The following is an 18,665-nucleotide window of genomic DNA, read 5'->3' as shown; positions in this document are numbered from 1 at the left end:
GTTCCGATGTCTTTCCCTGACATAACTAGAGAAGAGAAACATGCAACTGACCAAAATGACCCGTCTTTCCCTCGCTGTTGCTGCTGCACTGACTTTGGCTGCTTGCGGCAATAAACAAGAAGCCCCGGCCGATGCTTCTGGCGCCCAAGCCGGTGCTGCTACTGGTGAAGTCGTGAAGCTCGGCTTTGCCGCCCCGCTGACCGGCCCACAGTCGCACTACGGTGAAGAGTACAAAAACGGCGTGACCCTGGCGATCGAAGATGCCAACGCCGAGAAGCCAACCATCGGCGGCAAGCCGGTGACCTTCGAACTGGTGGCGGAAGACGACCAGGCCGACCCGAAAACTGCGACCCAGCTGGCGCAGAAGTTCGTCGACAACCAGGTAAGCGGCATTGTTGGTCACTTCAACTCCGGTACTTCGATCCCGGCTTCGAAGATCTACTCCGACGCGGGCCTGCCGCAAGTGGCCATGGCGACCGCTCCGGCGTACACCCAGCAAGGTTACAAGACCACTTTCCGCTCCATGACTTCCGACACCCAGCAGGGTTCGGTAATGGGCAAGTTCGTGGTCGAGAAGCTGGCCGCCAAGAAGATCGTCATCGTTGACGACCGTACCGCTTACGGCCAGGGTCTGGCTGACGAGTTCGAGAAGGCCGTGAAGGCTGCCGGTGGCGAAGTCGTGAAGCGCGAATTCACCAACGACAAGGCGACCGACTTTGCTGCCATCATCACCTCGATCAAGGGTGTGGCTCCTGACGTGGTGTTCTTCGGTGGTGCCGATGCCCAGTCCGCTCCGATGGCCAAGCAGATGAAGCGTCTGGGTCTGAAGGCTCCGCTGGTGTCCGGCGAAATGACCAAGACTCCAACCTTCCTGAAACTGGCTGGCAAGGAAGCCGAAGGCACCATCGCCTCGCTGGCCGGCCTGCCGCTGGAAAAAATGCCTAAAGGTAGCGACTACGCCACCCGTTACAAGGCGCGCTTCAATGCTGACGTGGCAACCTACTCGCCATACGGCTACGACGCGACCCGCGTGATCATCGCCGCAATGAAAGAGGCGAATTCGACCAAGCCGGCCGACTACCTGCCGAAACTGGCCGCGATCAACTACTCCGGCGTGACCTCCGCGTCCTGGTCCTACGACCAGAACGGCGACCTGAAAGACGGCGGTATCACCGTGTACAAGGTTGAAGGCGGTGAGTGGAAAGTGATGGAAACCGTGGGTGGTGGTGCTGCCGCCGCTGCTCCGGCCGCATCCGCTGCCCAGTAAGCGCTAGCACGCAGTCAGGAAAGCCGGCACAGTATTCTGTGCCGGCTTTTTTATGCGTTGCGTCATGGTGTGCGTGGCAGCGGCCGGTGTTGTAGCGAATGATGATGCGCGCTGTGGCAGCCCCGGCTCTTGCTGCTGATGCTTGGCGGGGGATTCCGGCACGCTCACAAGAGCGGCGCAGATGTAACAAGAGGCATCACTACGCGGGTAGTTGATGCCTCCTGTTTATCGCAAGCGCCCTGGGGAGGGGCGCAAGGCTCGATCTCTTGCGTTGGCTTACGCGTCCGGTACGTTCAGCGAGTTGATGCTGAAGCCGCCGTCAACATAGGTGATTTCACCGGTGATGCCCGACGCGAGGTCGGACAGCATGAAGGCGGCGGTGTTGCCGACTTCTTCGGTGGTCACGTTGCGGCGCAGGCAGGACTGGTTGGCCGCCATCGACAGCAGCTTGCCGAAACCGGAGATGCCGGCTGCGGCCAGGGTCTTGATCGGGCCGGCGGAAATGGCGTTCACGCGGATGCCGTCTTTGCCCAGGCTGGCCGCCATGAAGCGGACCGAAGCCTCCAGGCTGGCCTTGGCCAGACCCATCACGTTGTAGTTCGGGATCGCGCGCACCGCGCCGAGGTAAGACAGGGTCAGCAGCGCGCCGTTGCGGCCCTGCATCATCGGACGGGCAGCCTTGGCCAGCGCCGGGAAGCTGTAGGCCGACACGTCGTGTGCGGTCTGGAATGCTTCGCGGGTCAGCGCGTCGAGGAAGTCGCCTTCCAGCGACTCGCGCGGGGCGAACGCAATGGCGTGTACAAGACCGTCGAGGCCGTCCCATTCCTTGCCAAGGTCAGCAAACAGCTGATCGATTTCCTGATCGTTCTGTACGTCGCAGCGGAACACCTGTGTGCTGCCGAAGTCGGCGGCCATTTCGCGGACGCGGTCTTCCAGTTTATCGACGACATAAGTGAACGCCAGTTCCGCGCCTTCACGGTGACAGGCCTGCGCGATACCGTAGGCAATCGACCGGTTAGAAATCATGCCGGTAATCAGGATCTTTTTACCCTGCAAGAAACCCATGTTGAATCCTTCGTTATTTTCAAGCAAGCGCGCATTATAACCGCCTATTGTCCGACAGTGTTTGTTCTCTCTGCGCTTGTCGTGCAGCCTGTGTTGAAACCGCTCCTGTCAAGGCTTGCTGCCGGTGCCGGGTATTGCTACCATCGCCCATCAAACCTGAAATTGACAGACTTCGAGAGGAAGACGATGAGCGACCTGATCCTGCATGTGACTGATGATTCTTTCGAACAAGAAGTACTTAAGTCCGAGCAGCCGGTGCTGGTGGATTACTGGGCCGAGTGGTGCGGTCCCTGCAAGATGATTGCACCGATCCTGGATGATGTTGCCAAGGAATATCAGGGCCGTCTGACCGTTGCCAAGCTGAACATCGACCAGAACGAAGCCACCCCGCCGAAGTTCGGCATCCGTGGTATCCCGACGCTGATGCTGTTCAAGGGCGGCGAAGTGGCCGCAACCAAGGTTGGCGCTTTGTCCAAAACGCAACTGGTTGAATTCCTGAACAATAACCTGGCCTGATTGATTTGACACGTCTGTACTGATCGGCTATCTTCAAGCCAGATCTTCAAAAGTCGAGCGACCTGACACGGTCGCTCGATTCTCATCCGGTTTCCCCCGTATCCATTAGCAGCACATCCCGTTTTTTTGTCCCGTTACCGGTCGACGCCACACATACCATGCATTTATCCGATCTCAAGCATCAGCACGTCAGCGAACTCGTAGAAATGGCCATCGCCAACGAGATCGACGGTGCCAACCGCCTGCGCAAGCAGGATCTCATCTTTGCCATCCTGAAGCATCAGGCCAAAAAAGGCGAAAGCATTTTCGGCGAAGGCACCCTGGAAGTGCTGCCCGACGGGTTCGGTTTTCTGCGCAGCCCGGAAGCGTCCTATCTGGCCGGCCCTGACGACATCTACGTCAGCCCGTCGCAGATCCGCCGTTTCAACCTGCATACCGGCGACACCATCGAAGGCGAGATCCGCACCCCGAAAGAGGGCGAGCGTTACTTTGCACTGGTCAAGGTCGACAAGGTCAACGGTGGTCCGCCGGAAGCGGCCAAGCACAAGATCCTGTTCGAAAACCTGACGCCGCTGTTCCCGACCGAGCGCCTGGTGCTGGAACGTGACATCAAGGCCGAAGAGAACATCACCAGCCGTATCATCGACCTGATCGCGCCGATCGGCAAAGGGCAGCGTGCCTTGTTGGTGGCACCACCCAAGTCGGGCAAGACGGTGATGCTGACCCACATCGCGCACGCCATCACCGCCAACCATCCGGAAGTGGAAATGATCGTGCTGCTGATCGACGAGCGTCCGGAAGAAGTGACCGAGATGCAGCGTTCGGTGAAGGGCGAAGTGGTATCGTCGACCTTCGACGAACCGGCCACCCGTCACGTGCAGGTTGCCGAAATGGTGATCGAGAAGGCGAAGCGTCTGGTCGAGCACAAGAAGGACGTGGTGATCCTGCTGGACTCCATTACCCGTCTGGCGCGCGCCTACAACACCGTGATCCCGTCCTCAGGCAAGGTGCTGACCGGTGGTGTCGACGCCAATGCGCTGCAGCGTCCGAAGCGTTTCTTCGGTGCAGCCCGCAATATCGAGGAGGGTGGCTCGCTGACCATCATCGCCACCGCGCTGGTCGATACCGGTTCGCGCATGGACGACGTGATCTTCGAGGAATTCAAGGGAACCGGTAACATGGAGCTGCATCTCGACCGCCGTATGGCCGAGAAGCGCACCTTCCCTGCGATCAACATCAACCGCTCCGGCACCCGCCGCGAAGAGCTGCTGATCCAGCAGGACCAGTTGCAGCGCATCTGGGTGCTGCGCAAGCTGCTGTACCCGATGGATGACCTGGAGGCGATGGAATTCTTGCTGGGCAAGATCAAGGCCACCAAGACCAACCTGGCTTTCTTTGATTCCATGCGTCGCTGAGACGCCAGGCATGACTTTCCAAACGCCAGGTTTACCTGGCGTTTTTCTTTGCTGAAGAGAAATAATGAACTGGATGGATTTACTGCTGGATCTGGACGGCTATTCGATCATCGGCACGGTGGCGTTTGCGGTCTCCGGCTATCTGCTGGGGGTGCGCAAGCACCTCGACCTGCTGGGCGTGGCCATCGTCACGCTGTTGACCGCAATCGGAGGCGGCATCATCCGCGACATACTGGTTGGCCGCATGCCGATGGTGTTCCTTGATAACACCAACCTGGTGGTGATCGCGCTGACCGTGCTGCTGGCGTGGCTGGTGCGCCTGCACAAGCGCGAGAATGAGGTGTTGACTACGCTGTTCATCATTGCCGACTCCATCGGCCTGGTGGCATTCAGCCTGGCCGGCGCCAAGCTGGGGGTGGAGTTCCATCTCAATGCCTTCGGCGTGATCCTGCTGGGTTTTGTCACCGCGGTCGGGGGCGGCATTGTGCGCGACATGATGGTTAACGACGTGCCATTTATCCTGCACAAGGATTTCTACGGCACGGTGTCTATTGTGGTGGCGGCACTGTTGTTCGTGCTCAGCCGTTTCGGCTGGGATCATCTGCTGGCGTTGCAGCTGGTATTCGTTGCCGGGGTAGCCTTGCGCTTGCTGGCGCACTGGGGCGAGCTGTCGCTGCCCAAGCTGGCGGCGCAACGGAAAGGACGTGACAACTGATGTGGCCTGCCGAATTCGAGCGTGCCCACGCCTGGTTTGCCGCCGCACTGGCGCAGATGCCGGCGGGAGTGGACGACGAAGGCTTGCTGCCGCGGCCGCAGGTGCGCAGCCAGGCGGCGGTGCTGCTGGCCATTGTCTGGCAGCAGGATGAGCCCAGCGTGCTGCTGACGCGGCGCACCGCGCACCTGCGCAGTCATGGCGGCCAGATCAGCTTGCCCGGTGGCAAGCTGGAACCGCAGGACGCGGACGCGGCCAGCGCCGCCTTGCGCGAGGCAGAGGAGGAGGTCGGCCTGCCGCCGGCACTGGTGCAACTGGCGGGGGTGATGCCGCGCTATGTCACCGTTACCGGTTACGAGGTGACGCCGGTGCTGGGGCTGCTGGCGCAGCCGTTCCAGCCGGTGCCGGCGCCGGACGAGGTCGACGAGGTGTTCTTTGTGCCACTGGCGCATCTGATGGATGTCGCCGCCTACCAGCGCCATGCGGTACAGCGCGACGGCTTTAGCGGCCACTACTATGCGATCAGCTATGGCGACTACTTCATCTGGGGCGCCACGGCGGCGATGTTGCGGCGGCTGGCGTTGCATCTGGCGGCGTGGTCACGCTGAGCCAGCCGGCAGTCTCGAAACGAAAAAACCACCGCAATGCGGTGGTTTTTTGTTTGCGGCCAACCCTGGTGCTTAGCGCTTCGGCGGGCTGAACAGGGCCGAGGTCTGGCGCGGCTTGCCGCTGCCACCCTGACGAGGCTTGCCGTTGCCGCCATTGCGCGGCTGGCTGGCCGGCTTGCGCAGTGGGGCATCTTCGGTCGGCGAGATGCCGAGTGCGTGCAGCGTCAGCGTTGGCTGGCGCGGGCCGTCGTCGTGGAAGTAGTTGCCGTTCGGCTCCTGCTGCGGATTGCGCTTGGGTGCGCTGTTGCGCGACTCGTTGCGACGCGGTTCGGCCTGCGGCTGGCGCGGCTTGCCGGCTGCCGGTTTGCTGCCGTTGGCCGTTTTGGCGGCGGCGGGCTTGCCGTTGCCGCGTGCGGCCGCCGGGCGGGCGGCGTCATCGCGCGCTTCGCTGCGACGTGCGTTGCTGTCACCCTGGCGCGGTTTGCCCTGTGCCGCCGGCTGGCGGCGCTGGTTGCTGCCGCCGCTGCCTTCACGGCGCTTGCTGCTGCCTTTCGGTGGCGTGGCAGTCGGGGTCAGTGCACCGTGGATGTAGCGGCCAAGACCGATCTCGATGGCCTGTGGCGTTTCGTTGGGGTTGGCCTCGAAGCCGGGCACGGTGAAGCGCTCCACGGTCTGCTTGGTCAGTTTCTCGATGTCGCGCAGGAAGCCCAGTTCGTCGACGCAAACCAGCGAGATCGCCTCGCCGACGCAGCCGGCACGACCGGTACGGCCGATGCGGTGTACGTAGTCTTCCGGTACGTTCGGCAGTTCGTAGTTGACTACGTGCGGCAGCTCTTCGATATCCAGGCCACGGGCGGCGATGTCAGTGGCAACCAGTACCGGCAGGCTGCCGTCCTTGAAGCCGGCCAGCGCCTTGGTGCGTGCACCCTGGCTCTTGTTGCCGTGGATCGCCATCGAGGCGATGCCGGCCTTTTCCAGTTTTTCCGCCAGACGGTTGGCGCCGTGCTTGGTACGGGTGAAGACCAGCACCTGGTGCCAGTCGCCGCCCTTGATCATCTCGATCAGCAGTTCGGTCTTGCGGTCGCGGTCGACCAAGTGCACCTTCTGGGTGATCTGGGCGTTGGTCTGGTTTGGGCGCGCCACTTCCACCAGCTTGGGCTGGTTCAGCAGCTTGTCGGCCAGGGTCTTGATCTCGCTGGAGAAGGTGGCCGAGAACAGCAGTGTCTGGCGCTCCTTCGGCAGCAGGGCCAGCACTTTCTTGATGTCGTGGATGAAGCCCATGTCCAGCATGCGGTCGGCTTCGTCCAGCACCAGGATCTCGACGCCGGACAGGTCAACGGTCTTCTGGCCGGCGTGATCAAGCAGGCGGCCCGGTGTCGCCACCAGGATGTCGACCGGCTTCTTCAGCTGGGCGATCTGCGGATTGATGCCGACGCCGCCGAACATCACCATGGATTTCAGCGGCAGGTATTTGCCATACTCGCGCACGGATTCTTCTACCTGGGCGGCCAGTTCGCGGGTCGGAGTCAGCACCAGCGCGAGCGGACGGCCTTTCTGTTTGGACGGCTGGTCCATCAGGCGGTGCAGCAGCGGCAGGGTGAAACCGGCGGTTTTACCGGTGCCGGTCTGCGCGGCGGCCAGCAGGTCGCCGCCTTGCAATACTTGGGGAATGGCCTGCGCCTGGATAGGGGTAGGCTGGGTGTAGCCGGTATCGGCTACGGCACGCAACAGTGGCTCGGCAAGGCCCAAGGCGGCAAAAGTCAGTTCGGACATTTATTGTGCAATCAGGATGTCTGCCCATTGCAAAGACAATACCAATCCGGGCGGACAAAAATAGTGTTTTCAATGGAGGACCCGGCGGGAGAGTGCGGGTCTGAAGAAAAGGTCGCGGTGATTGGTGGCACGCGATTCGCTAGTGTACTCCGATTGCCGCCGTTGTGCAGCGAATCATTGACAATAAATTGCCGGTATGCGGTCGGGATGGTGCGGGGTGCTGCATGGCAACACCCCGTGCGGCGCCATCAGTGGCGGAATTGGTTCACGATGCTGGAGAAGTCCAGCTTGCCGTTGCCCTCGGCGACGTGGCTTTCGTACAGGTTGCGCGCCAGCGCGCCCAGCGGGTTGGCGGCGTGGCTTTGCAGTGCGGTTTCCTCGGCGAGGCCAAGATCCTTCAGCATCAGCTCCGACATGAAGCCGCCGCTGTAGCCGCGGCTGGCCGGACTGTTCTCCATCACGCCCGGCCACGGGTTGTACAGCTCCAGCGCCCAGTTGCGGCCCGAGCTTTTGCTCATGATCTCGGACAGCACCGCCGGATCGAGGCCGTTTTTCACGCCCAGCGCCAGCGCTTCGGCGGTGCCGGCCATCAGGATGCCGAGCAGCATGTTGTTGCACACCTTGGCGGTCTGGCCGGCACCGATGTCGCCGGCGTGGAAGATGTTCTTGCCCATCGCCGCCAGCAGCGGTCGCGCCGCCTCAACGTTGGCCGCATCGCCGCCGACCATGAAGGTGAGGGTGCCGGCGGCGGCGCCCGCAGTGCCGCCGGATACCGGTGCGTCGAGGAAGCGCAGGCCGGCGTCGCTGGCGACGCTGCCGACGCTGCGCGCGGTGTGGGCGGCGATGGTGCTGCAGTCGAGTACCAGCGTGCCGGCGGGCAGGTGCGCGATCAGGCCGTTGTCACCGAGGTAGAGCCCCTCGACATGACGCCCGGCCGGCAGCATCGAGATCACCGCGTCGGCGTCCTGGATGGCCTCGGCGACGCTGGCGGCAGCCTTGCCGCCGTTGTCGCTGAAGTGCTGCAGTGCCTCGGCGGAGAGGTCGACCCCGCTGACGCTGAAGCCGGCGCGCACCAGATTGATGGCCATCGGGCCGCCCATATTGCCCAGGCCGATAAAGGCGATGTGTTGCATGTGTTGCTCCTGTTCTCGTGTGTCAGTGCAGTGCGGCTAGCGGGTGATCCTGCTCGCGCCACGGCGAGCGGAAGTGCTGTGCCACCCAGGCTTGATCGACCGCAGCCAGCGTCGGGTGCGACCACTGCGGATTGCGGTCCTTGTCGATCAGCAGCGCGCGCACGCCTTCGCGGAAGTCCGGCGCGGCGCAGAAATTCAGCGACAGCACCAGCTCCATGCGCAGCGCCTCGGCCAGCGACAGGTGCTTGGCGCGGTGGAAGATCTCCCAGGTGACGGCGGCGCTGCTCGGGCTGCCGGCGGCGTAGCTCCTGGCGGCCGCGGCCAGCCACGCATCCTCGAAGGCGGTGTGGCGCAGCGCCTGGTCCACCGCCGCCAGCGAGCCCTTGTTCATCAGCTGGTGGATTAGCGGCAAGCAACGCATGACGTTGCTGTCGGCGAGCGCGTCGCCGTTGCCGGCCTCCAGCTCGCCCAGCAGCGCGGTGAGCTGGCCATGGTTGGCCGCAGGGTCGGCGTGCCAGCCGCTGGCGGTCAGGGTGGCCAAGAGTTGCGGCCAGCCGTCCTGCGGCAGGATGTGGTCGGCGAGATTGCACAGCAGCGCGTCGCGCGCGTTCAGCGGCGCGCCGGTCAGACCGAGGAACAGGCCGGCCTTGGCCGGCATCCGTTGCAGGAACCAGCTGCCGGCGACATCGGGATACAGGCCGATGCTGATCTCCGGCATCGCAATACGGGTGCTGGCGGTGGCGACGCGGTGGCTGGCGCCGGCCATCAGGCCGAGGCCGCCACCCATCACGATGCCGCTGCCCCACAGCAGGATCGGTTTGGCGTAGGTGTGGATGCGGTAGTCCAGCGTGTACTCGGCGGTGAAGAACGCCTCGGCCTGCGGATTGGGCCACTGCTGCTCGGGGTCGCCCACCAGCGCGTCGCGCAGCGCGCGCACGTCGCCGCCGGCGCAGAAGGCCTTGTCGCCGGCGCCGCGCAGCAGCACGGCAGCGATGCCTTCATCCTGTGCCCAGATCGACAGCCGCGCGTCGAGCAGGCGGATCATGTCGCCGTTGAGCGCGTTGAGCGCCTTTTCTGCGTTCAGCGTCGCCACACCGAGGCGGTGGCCGCTGGCGGTGGGGATTTCGTCAAACAGTACGACGTCGTTCATGGTCTTCCTTCTTGGTTTTCGCCTCCACGGAAAAACACAGGCAGGCGTGTCAGGGAGGCGTGCTGCTCCGGATCGCTATCCGCATTATTGCCTTGTTTCCCGTGGGTTCCGTGGCTAACAGGGTTTAGCGGTTTTGCCACTGCGGCGTGCGCTTCTGCAGGAAGGCCTGCACTCCTTCGCGCTGGTCTTCGGTGTCGAACAGCTTGATGAACAGTTCGCGCTCGTGGATCAGGTTGGCCGCAGGCGGGGCGTGTCGCGCGGCCTGTACCAGCGTCTTGCAGGCGGTGACGGAGCAGGGCGACTGGCGGCCAACCTTTTCCGCCAGCGCCAGCGCCGCGTCGCGCGCGGCGCCTTTCGATACCACTTCTTCCACCAAGCCGATACGCAGCGCGGTGGCGGCATCGACGCGCTCGCCGCACAGGATCATGCGTTTGGCCCAGCCTTCACCGACCAGGTGCGGCAGGTTCTGCGTGCCGCCGGCGCAGGGCAGCAGGCCGACGGCGGCCTCCGGCAGCGCCATCTGCACCTGTTCCTCGGCGATGCGGAGGTCGCAGGCCAGCGCGCACTCCAGCCCGCCGCCCATCGCGTAGCCGTTGATGGCGGCGATGCTCACGCCGCGGAACGCCGACAATGTCTCGAACGCTTCGCCGAACAGGATGGTCATGCTGGCGGCAACGCCCTTGTCACCGTCGGTGAACAGCTTGAGGTCGGCGCCGGCGGAGAAGAACTTCTCGCCTTCGCCGGTAATCACCAGCGCGTAGATGTCGCGGTCGGCGTTGAGGTCGGCCACCAGCCGCTTCAGCGCCTGCAAGCTGTCGTAGGTCCAGGTGTTGGCCGGCGGGTTGGCAATGGTGACGAGGGCGGTGTGGCCGATTTTTTCGACGTTCAGGTTGGCGTAGTGCATGTTAAAGATTCCTTTGTTTTTGCCACGAAGCCCGCGAGAAACACGAGAAGAGGGGCGGCGCCGGGGCCGTTGTTTTCTTCCGTGCCGTCCGTGCGCTTCCGTGGCTGATCCGTATTTCGATCAGCGCAGCGTGTCCAGCGCGCCGTCCTGCAGCAGGCGGCGGGCGATGATCACGCGCATGATTTCGTTGGTGCCTTCCAGTATCTGGTGCACGCGGTTGTCGCGCACGTAGCGTTCCAGCGGGTATTCCTTGATGTAACCGTAGCCGCCGAACAGCTGCAGCGCCTCGTTGGCGACCTTGAAGCCGGTGTCGGTGGCGAAGCGTTTCGCCATCGCGCAGTAGGCGCTGGCGTCGGCGCTGCCGTTGTCCAGCTTCCATGCGGCCAACCTGACCATCTGCCGCGCGGCGACCAGCTCGGTGACCATGTCGGCGAGGCGGAACTGCACGCTCTGGAACTCGGCCAGCGGCTGGCCGAACTGCTGCCGCTCCTGCACGTAGCGGGTGGCGGCGTCCAGCGCGGCCTGCGCGGTGCCGACCGAGCAGGTGGCGATGTTGATGCGGCCGCCGTCCAGCCCCTTCATCGCGAAGGCGAAGCCCTGGCCTTCCTCGCCCAGCAGGTTGGCCGCGGGCACCACCACGTTGTCGAAGGTGATGGCGCGCGTGGGCTGGCTGTTCCAGCCCATCTTCTTTTCCTTCTTGCCGTAGACGATGCCGGGCAGGTCGGCCGGCACCACGAAGGCGGAGATGCCTTTCGGTCCCGGCCCGCCGGTGCGCGCCATCACCACCAGCACGTCGGTGCTGCCGGCGCCGGAGATGAAGGCCTTGCTGCCGTTGAGGATGTAGCCGTCGCCGTCGCGCTCGGCGCGGGTGCGCAGGTTGGCCGCGTCGGAGCCGGCGCCCGGTTCGGTCAGGCAGTAGCTGCCCAGCAGCTCGCCGCTGGCCAGCTGCGGCACCCACTGCGCCGCCACCTCCGGTCGGGCGAAGCTGCCTATCATCCAGCTGACCATATTGTGGATGGTGAGGTAGGCGGTGGTGGAGGTGCAGCCGCCGGCCAGCGCCTCGAACACGATGGCGGCGTCCTGGCGCGTCAGGCCCAGCCCGCCGTACTGTTCCGGTGTGTACAGGCCGCAGAAGCCGATCTCGCCGGCGCGGCGGATGGCGTCCACCGGGAAGATTTCCGCTTCGTCCCAGTGCGCGGCGTGCGGCGCCAGCTCGTTGTCGGCGAAGGCGCGAGCACTGTCACGAAAGGCGATCTGTTCGTCGCTGAGTGCGAAGTCCATGTCTTGTTCCTTGTTCTGCTTCGCCGGCCGCCGCGCTTGTGGCGCAGTCCGGCCGGGATGATCGCTGGCCACACCGTGCAGCGGGCACGGGGTGGCTGCGGCCAACGTTGTCCTTACTTCAGCGCGATGGTGGTATGCACCTTGCCGCTGCTGGCGTCGTCGTCGAACCAGCGGCTGGTGACGGTCTTGGTCTGGGTATAGAACAACACCACCTGTTTGCCGTAAGGGCCGAGGTCGCCAAGCTTGGACGCGCGCGAGCCGGTGAACGAGAACAGCGGCACCGGTACCGGGATCGGCACGTTGATGCCGACCTGGCCGACGTCGATCTCTTCCTGGAAGTGACGCGCCGCGGCGCCGCTCTGGGTGAAGATGGCGGTGCCGTTACCGTTGGGGTTGGCGTTGATGATGTCTATCGCCTCGTCGAGGCTGTCGGCGGCCATCAGGCACAGCACCGGGCCGAAGATTTCCTGGTCGTAGATCGCCATGCCGGGCTTCACGCCGCTGAAGATGGTGGGGCCGACGAAGTTGCCGTGCTCGAAGCCGGCGACGCTGACGCTGCGGCCGTCCAGTTCCAGCGTGGCGCCTTGCTCGACGCCCTTGGCGATCCGCGTGGCGACGCGATCCTTCGCGGCGCAGGAAATCAGCGGGCCGATGTCGGGGTTGGTATGGCCGGGGCCGACCTGCAGCGTCTTGGCCTTGGCCACCAGATCGGGGATCCACGCTTGCGCGTCGCCGACCAGCACCGCCACCGTCAGCGCCATGCAGCGCTGGCCGGCGGCACCGAAGGCGGCGCCGGTGAGCTGGTTCAGCGCCTGTTCCTTGTTGGCGTCCGGCAGCACGATGGCGTGGTTCTTGGCGCCCATCATGCACTGCACGCGCTTGCCGTTCAGGCTGGCGCGGTTGTAGACGTGGGTGCCCACCTTGCTGGAGCCGACGAAGGAGATCGCCTTGATGTCAGGGTGGTCGCAGATGGCGTTGACCACTTCCGCGCCGCCGTGCACCACGTTGAGCACGCCCGGCGGCACGCCGGCCTCCAGCGCCAGCTCGACCAGACGCATGGTGACCATCGGGTCCTGCTCCGACGGCTTCAGCACGAAGGTGTTGCCGGTGGCGATGGCCATCGGGAACATCCACAGCGGGATCATCGCCGGGAAGTTGAACGGGGTGATGCCGGCGCAGACGCCCAGTGGCTGCAGCACGCTATAGGTGTCGACGCCGCCGGCGACGTTCTCGGCGTAGTCGCCCAGCTGCAGGCTGCCGATGTTGGCCGCATGCTCGACTACCTCCAGGCCGCGGAACACGTCGCCTTCGGCATCGGCCAGGGTCTTGCCCTGCTCGGCGGTGAGGATGGCGGCCAGTTCCTTCATGTGTTCGCGGATCAGCTGCTGCAGCTTGAGGAAGATGCGAGCGCGGGTGCCGATCGGGGTTTTTTTCCAGCTCTTGAACGCGGCCTTGCCGGCGGCGACGGCGGCGGCCACCTCGGCGGCGGTGGCCATCGGCACGCGCGCCAGCACTTGCTGGGTGGCCGGGTTGATCACGTCACGCCATTCGCTGGTGGTCGATTCGACGAATTCGCCGTTGATCAGCAGCTTGACGGTGGGCAGGTGCGACATGGTGTTTCTCCTTTGCGGGCGGCGTGGCGCGTGCGGCTGGTAGCCGTGGTGTTAGATAATTAGTGCACGTTGACGTAAACGTCAATTTAATCTCAATTTAGAGCAAGCGCTTGGTTTTTTGAAGGGCGCAATACAGGGAGCGCAAACCGGGCGGCCAGGCTGTTGCGTGGCGGGTACAGCCGGCGGTCCGTATCGCCTGTCATCTGTCTCATAGACCGCCGCCGGCGGCGAAAGTGCGGCCGCCGGCCCGGTGCGACACTCAGGCCAGGCTGCGCACGTCGTCGATGACCTTGCCGTCGGCAGGCAGGCTGCCGGGCGCGCACAGCACCACCTCGCCGCGCAGCTTGCACACTTCGCGCAGGGTGGCGGCAAGGTTGGCCGCAAGGCTGCTGTCGTGCTGATCGCCGACTTCGGCGTGCAGCGTCATCACATCGAGGTGCTCATGCTGCGTCACCGCGTGTACCTGTTCCGGGTGCACGAACATGCCCTTGACCTTGGTGCTCTGGTCGGCGCGGCCGAGCCAGCCCCGGATGCGCTGGTTGCTGCGGTCGCACGGCGACGGGGGGCATAAGCCGTCACCATGGTGGCGCCGCGTGACGGGAGATGCTGATTTTTGATGGAAAAAATCAGTAGTCGTAGAAGCCCTTGCCGGATTTGCGGCCTAGCCGGCCGGCGGCGACCAGTTGCACCAGTAGCGGGCAGGCGCGGTATTTCGAATCGCGGAACTCGCGGTGCAGGATGTCCATGATGGACAGGCAGGTGTCCAGCCCGATCAGGTCGGCCAGCGCCAGCGGGCCGATCGGGTGGTTCATGCCCAGCTTCATCACGGTGTCGATGTCCTCGGCGGTGGCGAGGTTCTCGTACAGCACGAAGGCGGCCTCGTTGATCATCGGCATCAGCACGCGGTTGGACACGAAGCCGGGGCCGTCCTTCACCGTCACCGGCGTCTTGCCCAGCCGCAGGCTCAGCGCATGGATGGCGGCGTGGGTGGCGTCGTCGGTTTGCAGCGCGCGGATGATCTCCACCAGCTGCATCACCGGTACCGGGTTCATGAAGTGCATGCCGATCACCCGCTGCGGCTGCGGCACCCAGGCGGCGATGGTGGTCAGCGAGATCGACGAGGTGTTGCTGGCGAGGATGCAGTCGGGGCTGACGATGCCGGCCAGCTCGCGGAAGATCTGTTCCTTGATGGTGGCGTTTTCGGTGGCGGCCTCGATCACCAGCTGGCAGTCGCCGAGCGCGGCGAGGCCGGTGCGGCCGTGGATGCGGGCCAGCACCTCGCCGGCGCCGGCTTCGGTCTGCACGCCTTTTTTCACCAGGCGCGCGAGGCTGCTGCCGATACTGGCGAGTCCGCGTGCCACGGCGGCATCGCTGACGTCGGCCATCACCACGCTGAAACCGGCCTGGGCAAAGACCTGGGCAATGCCGTTGCCCATGGTGCCGGCGCCGATCACGCCAATCTGCTTGAATTCCATGCTGTTCTCCTGGTTGGGGTGCACTAAAATTATTTCCAGTTTACGTTAACGTTAACTAAAGTAAAGATGTGAGGTGACGGATTGTGGTGACCGCGTGGTGCCTTGTCGCCGTGCCGGGCGTCGCCGGATGTCCGCCGGCCGTATTACAATGGCGGGTGGCCGACAAGAGCCGTTTATCTGGACAGTAAGCAAGGGGGTTGCCGTGGTTGTCACTGCTGATCGTACTTTCAGCATTTCCGAGTTGGCGCAGGAGTTCGACGTCACCACCCGGGCGATCCGGTTTTACGAGGCCGAGGGTCTGCTGACGCCGGAGCGCAAGGGGCAGCGCCGCATCTATTCGCGGCGTGACCGCGTGCGGCTGATGCTGACGCTGCGTGGCAAGCGCATCGGCCTGTCGCTGCAGGAGATCCGCGAGCTGTTCGAGCTGTACGACGCGGCCAATACCGACGAGCCGCAGCTGATGAAATTCGTCGACATCCTGTCGCGGCGCGAGCGGCAGCTGTTGCAGCAGCTGGACGATATCCAGCTGGTGCTGAAGGAAATCGGCCAGCTGCGCAGCCAGTGCGAGCAGTGGATGGAAAAGCGCACTGGCGGTCTGCCCGATCTGTAAGCCGGCGCGGGCCGGTTTTTGTGTTTGTGCCACAGCCGCTGCGATGCGGCTTGTTTTTTGTGGGTAGTTTACGTTAACGTAAACGTATATTTCACCGCAGAGGAACCGGATGATGCAGAACGATGCAATTGTGATTGTCGGAATGGCGCGTACCGCGATGGGCGGTTTCCAGGGCAGCCTGTCCGGCCAGAGCGCCAGCGAGCTGGGCGCGGTGGCGATCCGGGCCGCGGTGGAGCGCGCCGGTGTGGCACCGGAAGCGGTGGAAGAGGTGATCATGGGCTGCGTGCTGCCGGCCGGCCAGGGTCAGGCACCGGCACGCCAGGCGGCGATCAAGGGCGGCCTGCCGCTGGCGGCAGGTGCTACCACCATCAACAAGATGTGCGGCTCCGGCATGAAGGCGCTGATGCTGGCCAACGACCTGCTGAAAGCGGGTGCGGCCAACGTGATGGTGGCCGGCGGCATGGAGAGCATGAGCAACGCGCCCTACATCATCCCGAAAGCGCGCGGCGGCCTGCGTCTCGGCCACGGCGAGCTGAAGGACCACATGTTCCTCGACGGCCTGGAAGACGCCTACGACAAGGGCAAGCTGATGGGTGTGTTCGCCGAGCTGTGCGCGGAAAAGTACGGCTTCAGCCGTGCGGCGCAGGACGAGTACGCGATCGCATCGCTGACCCGTGCCCAGGCAGCGATCACCAGCGGCGCGTTCAAGAGCGAGATCGCGCCGGTGACCATCGTTGGCCGCAAGGGCGAGGAGGTGGTGGCCGAGGACGAGCAGCCGCTGAAGGCCAATCTGGACAAGATTCCGACGCTGAAACCGGCGTTCAAGAAGGACGGCACCGTCACTCCGGCCAACGCCAGCTCCATTTCCGACGGCGCCGCCGCGCTGGTGCTGATGCGCGAGAGCGAAGCCGCCGCGCGCGGCCTGACGCCGCTGGCACGCATCGTCGGCCACAGCACCCACGCCCACGAGCCGGCGTGGTTCTCCACCGCGCCGGTGGGCGCGATGCAGAAGCTGCTGGCCAAGGCCGGCTGGACGGTGGACGACGTCGACCTGTTCGAGATCAACGAGGCGTTCGCGGTGGTGACCATGGCGGCGATGCACGATCTGGGCCTGCCGCACGCCAAGGTCAATGTCAACGGCGGCGCCTGCGCGCTGGGGCACCCGATCGGCGCCAGCGGCGCGCGCATCGTGGTGACACTGATCGCGGCGCTACAGGCGCGCGGACTGAAGCGCGGCGTCGCCAGCCTGTGCATCGGCGGCGGCGAAGCCACCGCGCTGGCGCTGGAACTGGTGTAAGGAGCGGGCCATGCTGCTGACGACAGAACAGGAACAGGTGGTCGATGCGGTGCGCGACTTTGTGCAGGGCGAAATCGCCCCGCACGCCGCCGAGTGGGACAAGACACACAGCTTTCCGCGCCAGGCGCTGCGTGGCCTGGGCGAGCTGGGCTGCTTCGGCCTGACCGTGGCGCCGCAGTGGGACGGTGCCGGGCTGGACTACGTGACGTTGGCCGCGGTGATCGAGGAGATCGCCGCCGGTGACGGCGCGCTGTCCACCATCATCTCGGTGATCAACTCGGTGGGCTGCGGCCCGATCGAGCGCTTCGGCAACGACTGGCAGAAGGACACCTTCCTGCGGCCGATCGCGCGTGGCGAGTGGATCTCGGCCTTCTGCCTCACCGAGCCGGATGCCGGCTCCGATGCCGCCGCGCTGCGCAGCCGCGCGCTGCGTGATGGCGACGACTACGTGATCAACGGCGTCAAGCAGTTCATCACCAACGGCAAGCATGCCGATGTCGCCATCGTGTTCGCGGTCACCGATCCGGCCGCCGGCAAGAAGGGCATCAGCGCCTTCCTGGTGCCGACCGCCACTGTCGGCTACACCGTGGCCAAGGTGGAAGACAAGCTAGGCCAGCATGCGTCCGACACCTGCCAGATCGTGTTCGACAACGTGCGCGTGCCGGCCAGTCATTTGTTGGGCAAGGAGGGCGAGGGTTACAGGATCGCGCTGGCCAATCTGGAGTCCGGCCGTATCGGCATCGCCGCGCAGTGCCTGGGCATGGCGCGCGCGGCGCTGGAGTTTGCCACCCGCTACGCCACCGAGCGGCAGACGTTTGGCCAGGCCATCATCCGCCACCAGGCGGTCGGTTTCCGCCTGGCGGAAGCGGCGGCGCGGCTGGAAGCGGCGCGGCAGCTGGTGCGGCACGCGGCGGCGCTGAAGGATGCCGGCAAGCCATGCCTGAAGGAATCGAGCATGGCCAAGCTGGTGGCCTCCGAGATGGCCGAGGCGGTGTGCTCGGCGGCGATCCAGACGCTGGGCGGTTACGGCTACCTGTCCGACTACCCGCTGGAGCGCATCTACCGCGACGTGCGCGTGGCGCAGATCTACGAAGGGACTTCCGACGTACAGAAGCTGGTGATCGCCCGCGCGCTGGAGGACGAAGTCCGCTGATTTTTTGAGTGGGTCGTTGTTAGGGTTGGCCGCAGCGCATGCTGCGGCCTTTTTTATGGCTCAGCCGCTTGCGGCCAACCTTGCGGCCGCCGCCGCGCGCCGCCGGGGCTAGGGCGTGATCGGCAGGATGCCGGTTTCCTTCACTTCTTCCATCACCACATAGCTGCGCGATTCGTTGGCCTGCGGCAGCTTCAGCAGGATGTCGCCGAGGATGTTGCGGTACATCGACATGTCCGGCAGCCGCACCTTCAGCAGGTAGTCGTACTCGCCGGACACCAGATGGCACTCCAGCACGTCCGGCAGCTTCTGTACCTCGCGGCGGAAGGCGTCGAAAATGTCGCCGGACTTGGCCGACAGCTTGATCTCGACGAAGACCAGCAGGCTGGCGCCCAGCGCTTGCGGGTTCAGTTTCGCGTGATAGCCTTCAATTACCCCCTCGCGTTCCAGTCGGCGTACGCGCTCGGTGCACGGCGTGGTCGAAAGGCCGACTTTTTCCGCCAGTTCGGTCATGGCGATGCGGCCATTTTCCTGCAGGTGCAACAGGATCTTGCGGTCGATGCGGTCCAGTGGGCGGGACAGGTTCAAATTGATGCGCTGCGTTTTCACTAAATAATCACCAATTAATAGTTAACTTAACTGCTTTTTTGTTTTAACTAAGTTAAAAAAACTAGCTAGCAATCAATATACTACGCA

Annotated in this window: 18 protein-coding genes; 8 read left to right on the top strand and 10 right to left on the bottom strand. The window is 64.3% G+C overall.

What is annotated here, in order from left to right; translation table 11 throughout:
- The first annotated feature begins 40 nt into the window (after positions 1-40).
- On the top strand, positions 41-1,267 hold the full coding sequence (locus tag PQU96_RS11930) for a branched-chain amino acid ABC transporter substrate-binding protein (protein WP_272772591.1): 1,227 nt from the start codon (positions 41-43) through the stop codon (positions 1,265-1,267).
- Between the two features lie 276 nt (positions 1,268-1,543).
- On the opposite strand, the gene fabI is transcribed toward PQU96_RS11930, so the two are convergent.
- On the bottom strand, positions 1,544-2,332 hold the full coding sequence (gene fabI / locus PQU96_RS11925) for an enoyl-ACP reductase FabI (protein ID WP_189372537.1): 789 nt from the start codon (positions 2,330-2,332) through the stop codon (positions 1,544-1,546).
- A 186-nt stretch (positions 2,333-2,518) separates the two neighbouring features.
- On the opposite strand from fabI, the gene trxA reads away from it, so the two are divergent.
- The 4 genes from trxA to PQU96_RS11905 all read left to right on the top strand — a co-directional run bounded on the left by trxA (position 2,519) and on the right by PQU96_RS11905 (position 5,583).
- Positions 2,519-2,848: a thioredoxin TrxA gene (gene trxA / locus PQU96_RS11920; RefSeq protein WP_047967082.1), complete on the top strand. Its 330-nt coding sequence runs from the start codon at positions 2,519-2,521 to the stop codon at positions 2,846-2,848.
- A 158-nt stretch (positions 2,849-3,006) separates the two neighbouring features.
- Positions 3,007-4,263 carry a transcription termination factor Rho gene (gene rho, locus PQU96_RS11915; RefSeq protein WP_189372538.1) on the top strand — a complete coding sequence of 419 codons (1,257 nt, stop codon included), beginning with the start codon at positions 3,007-3,009 and terminating at the stop codon, positions 4,261-4,263.
- A 64-nt stretch (positions 4,264-4,327) separates the two neighbouring features.
- Positions 4,328-4,978, top strand: coding sequence for a trimeric intracellular cation channel family protein (locus tag PQU96_RS11910; protein WP_272772590.1), 651 nt, complete (start codon positions 4,328-4,330; stop codon positions 4,976-4,978).
- Positions 4,978-5,583 carry a CoA pyrophosphatase gene (locus PQU96_RS11905; protein WP_272772589.1) on the top strand — a complete coding sequence of 202 codons (606 nt, stop codon included), beginning with the start codon at positions 4,978-4,980 and terminating at the stop codon, positions 5,581-5,583. The genes PQU96_RS11910 and PQU96_RS11905 overlap by 1 nt, the downstream gene beginning before the upstream one ends.
- Before the next feature lie 72 nt (positions 5,584-5,655).
- Here the strand turns inward: PQU96_RS11905 and PQU96_RS11900 are convergent, their stop codons facing one another.
- From PQU96_RS11900 to PQU96_RS11865, 8 genes are all read right to left on the bottom strand, one after another.
- A complete protein-coding gene (locus tag PQU96_RS11900; RefSeq protein WP_272772587.1) occupies positions 5,656-7,356 on the bottom strand; it encodes a DEAD/DEAH box helicase in 1,701 nt (566 codons plus the stop codon).
- A 248-nt stretch (positions 7,357-7,604) separates the two neighbouring features.
- Positions 7,605-8,489, bottom strand: a complete 885-nt coding sequence (gene mmsB, locus PQU96_RS11895) for a 3-hydroxyisobutyrate dehydrogenase (protein ID WP_272772585.1) — start codon at positions 8,487-8,489, stop codon at positions 7,605-7,607.
- 22 nt (positions 8,490-8,511) lie between these two features.
- The gene (locus tag PQU96_RS11890) at positions 8,512-9,639 is read right to left on the bottom strand and encodes an enoyl-CoA hydratase/isomerase family protein (RefSeq protein ID WP_272772583.1); all 1,128 of its coding nucleotides are present in this window, start codon (positions 9,637-9,639) and stop codon (positions 8,512-8,514) included.
- 124 nt (positions 9,640-9,763) lie between these two features.
- The gene (locus tag PQU96_RS11885; protein ID WP_272772581.1) at positions 9,764-10,543 is read right to left on the bottom strand and encodes an enoyl-CoA hydratase; all 780 of its coding nucleotides are present in this window, start codon (positions 10,541-10,543) and stop codon (positions 9,764-9,766) included.
- A 120-nt stretch (positions 10,544-10,663) separates the two neighbouring features.
- The gene (locus PQU96_RS11880; protein ID WP_272772580.1) at positions 10,664-11,824 is read right to left on the bottom strand and encodes an acyl-CoA dehydrogenase family protein; all 1,161 of its coding nucleotides are present in this window, start codon (positions 11,822-11,824) and stop codon (positions 10,664-10,666) included.
- Positions 11,825-11,937: 113 nt separating this feature from the next.
- On the bottom strand, positions 11,938-13,437 hold the full coding sequence (locus tag PQU96_RS11875) for a CoA-acylating methylmalonate-semialdehyde dehydrogenase (RefSeq protein WP_272772579.1): 1,500 nt from the start codon (positions 13,435-13,437) through the stop codon (positions 11,938-11,940).
- A 259-nt stretch (positions 13,438-13,696) separates the two neighbouring features.
- The gene (locus PQU96_RS11870) at positions 13,697-13,921 is read right to left on the bottom strand and encodes a hypothetical protein (RefSeq protein WP_272772578.1); all 225 of its coding nucleotides are present in this window, start codon (positions 13,919-13,921) and stop codon (positions 13,697-13,699) included.
- 142 nt (positions 13,922-14,063) lie between these two features.
- On the bottom strand, positions 14,064-14,912 hold the full coding sequence (locus tag PQU96_RS11865) for a 3-hydroxybutyryl-CoA dehydrogenase (protein ID WP_272772577.1): 849 nt from the start codon (positions 14,910-14,912) through the stop codon (positions 14,064-14,066).
- 202 nt (positions 14,913-15,114) lie between these two features.
- On the opposite strand from PQU96_RS11865, the gene PQU96_RS11860 reads away from it, so the two are divergent.
- The 3 genes from PQU96_RS11860 to PQU96_RS11850 all read left to right on the top strand — a co-directional run bounded on the left by PQU96_RS11860 (position 15,115) and on the right by PQU96_RS11850 (position 17,972).
- Entirely contained in the window at positions 15,115-15,522 is a 408-nt protein-coding gene (locus tag PQU96_RS11860; RefSeq protein WP_047965983.1) for a MerR family transcriptional regulator, read from the top strand.
- Between the two features lie 112 nt (positions 15,523-15,634).
- Positions 15,635-16,819 carry an acetyl-CoA C-acyltransferase gene (locus tag PQU96_RS11855; protein WP_272772604.1) on the top strand — a complete coding sequence of 395 codons (1,185 nt, stop codon included), beginning with the start codon at positions 15,635-15,637 and terminating at the stop codon, positions 16,817-16,819.
- Between the two features lie 10 nt (positions 16,820-16,829).
- Complete coding sequence (locus PQU96_RS11850) at positions 16,830-17,972, top strand: acyl-CoA dehydrogenase family protein (protein WP_272772575.1); 1,143 nt, start codon at positions 16,830-16,832, stop codon at positions 17,970-17,972.
- Positions 17,973-18,080: 108 nt separating this feature from the next.
- Here PQU96_RS11850 and PQU96_RS11845 read toward each other — a convergent pair whose 3' ends face one another.
- A complete protein-coding gene (locus PQU96_RS11845) occupies positions 18,081-18,557 on the bottom strand; it encodes an Lrp/AsnC ligand binding domain-containing protein (RefSeq protein WP_373316295.1) in 477 nt (158 codons plus the stop codon).
- Positions 18,558-18,665 lie beyond the last annotated feature (108 nt).

It is taken from the genome of Vogesella margarita (genome assembly GCF_028548475.1).
Taxonomy (GTDB): Bacteria; Pseudomonadota; Gammaproteobacteria; order Burkholderiales; family Chromobacteriaceae; genus Vogesella; species Vogesella margarita.
Note: the sequence above shows the minus strand (reverse complement) of the source record. Positions and strands in the feature narration are given on the sequence as shown.